This is a genomic window from Prosthecobacter fluviatilis (assembly GCF_042655725.1).
In the GTDB taxonomy this organism is placed as follows: Bacteria; Verrucomicrobiota; Verrucomicrobiia; order Verrucomicrobiales; family Verrucomicrobiaceae; genus Prosthecobacter; species Prosthecobacter fluviatilis.
In genome coordinates this window covers 1-1744 of record NZ_JBHSMQ010000021.1, presented here as the reverse complement: position 1 = coordinate 1744, position 1744 = coordinate 1, and the positions used below count along the sequence as shown (strand labels likewise).

2 protein-coding genes are annotated in these 1744 nt (G+C 46.3%); both read right to left on the bottom strand.

Annotated elements, in window-relative coordinates; genetic code table 11:
* Positions 1-569: 569 nt before the first annotated feature.
* Complete coding sequence (locus tag ACFQDI_RS25155) at positions 570-1193, bottom strand: hypothetical protein (protein WP_377172266.1); 624 nt, start codon at positions 1191-1193, stop codon at positions 570-572.
* 168 nt (positions 1194-1361) lie between these two features.
* Positions 1362-1595, bottom strand: a complete 234-nt coding sequence (locus ACFQDI_RS25150) for a DinB/UmuC family translesion DNA polymerase (protein ID WP_377172264.1) — start codon at positions 1593-1595, stop codon at positions 1362-1364.
* Positions 1596-1744 lie beyond the last annotated feature (149 nt).

Genomic DNA, 1744 nt, shown 5'->3' with positions numbered 1-1744 from the left:
CCAACTTAACTTCCGACCACGCAAAACACTCGGCTTTCAATCACCTCATTCCCTCTTGCCTTTCCTGCTCAAACCCATCTAATTCCAAAAACCAGCCCAGGTGCACTTTGGGTTTCAATCTGCAGCGGGCGTCGTCAATCAACTAAATGCCTGGCATATTTTCCTCTGGCGATGAGTTTCAGCTACATCGTCAGGACAGTCGCATCTCTACCTAAGTCGTGGCCCCTCAAAGTCTTCCATCACTGCGTTGAAGACTGCAAGGCGCCGGTGATCGGGGACAAGCGCTCAGAGGAGGGCAATGCGTTGAGGTGTTTTGTAAGAGGTAGGTTTTTCTTTGCTCCGTAAAAAACGTTGTCAGGGTCATGAACGATCCGCAGCCGCAAGTGTGAAAACGCTGGCTGCGGGGGCTTCATGGGTTTGCTTCAAAAAAGGAGGGTTCAAAAAACCGAGAAGCTGCGCTGATTTCAATTTTTTAAATAGGCTGGCACGTTCAGTTCTATTGGTTGGCGCGTGGTTCAAAACTATTGGTTGGCGCGTGGTTCAAAACTATTGGTTGGCGCGTGGTTCAGTTATTCTTTTAATCCCAAGCGTCTCCAAAAAACTGATTCTGATGCAATAAGCCCTGAAATAATAATCTCACTAGAACCATTTACTTTTGATAAATAAATACTTTGTTGGAGGGTTTTCAGAGATGAACGATCGTCCGAATTTTGGCTGATTTCATTTTCTTTAGAAAACCAATAAAATGCCTCTTCGGCAAAGTCTAAATTCAACATGAACAACGATTTTAGATGTTGAAATGAATTCATTTTATCCACCTTAATTTTGTCAATCAAATCAGAACGCACTTTTTGGAATTTTAGATTTTTTAACGCTTCAGGCATCAATGCGATTTCATTTTGGGTGTAAGTGGATTGCTGAATTTTCGCTTCTAAATTGTTGATTTTTTCACGATTAATCGCAGTGCTTCCGAGTTTGATTGCTACATTAGCCCAATAATACGCGGCTTCAGGGCGAAATACTTTCTGCTCATAGTACAAACAAAGCTCGACAGCATCGTTTGCATCCTGCGATGCAAGCATGTGGGAAATATGATGACTGCGGAATAATTGTTCCGCGCTATTTATTGTTAAGTCTTCCGCCTTGCAATTTGCCACAATCAAGATCATCAATGCTTTTATATACTTGTTCATAATTGTTTATTTTTTGGGCGTGTAGCCAAATCCTGCCATTCATGCCAGGCATTTAGTAAGCCCTATGAATGCAAACCTTTCGAGCTCAGAAAATTAAATCCACTTGTTTCCACCCAAGTGTGCCGCGTGTCCGGTCAGCCCATCACCCACACGCCCCGTCCGTCCCCCTCAAATCCCCAGCCTCAACTGTCGCTGCACCGGCGCCACCAGCGTCGAGACCCCGATGCCCAGCAGCCTCAGCGGGCCCGTTACCAGCCGGTGCCGCGCCAGCAGGTAGCACGCCATCCGGTAGATCTCGCGTTCCGTTGTTACTGGCTCCTCCAGCCGGAGTTGCCGCGTCAGCGTTGTGAAGTCGCTGTAGCGCACCTTCACCTGCACCGTCAGTAAAAAGATGCCAGGCATTTAGTAAGCCTTGTGAATGCAATGCAGATTGAAACCCAAAGTGCACCTGGGCTGGTTTTTGGAATTAGATGGGTTTGAGCAGGAAAGGCAAGAGGGAATGAGGTGATTGAAAGCCGAGTGTTTTGCGTGGTCGGAAGTTAAGTTGGTTT

What these genes read in the sequence shown, in the direction of transcription:
- ACFQDI_RS25155 (WP_377172266.1), bottom strand. Translation starts at nt 1,193, where the DNA reads ATGAACAAGTATATAAAAGCATTGATGATCTTGATTGTGGCAAATTGC.
- ACFQDI_RS25150 (WP_377172264.1), bottom strand. Translation starts at nt 1,595, where the DNA reads ATGCCTGGCATCTTTTTACTGACGGTGCAGGTGAAGGTGCGCTACAGC.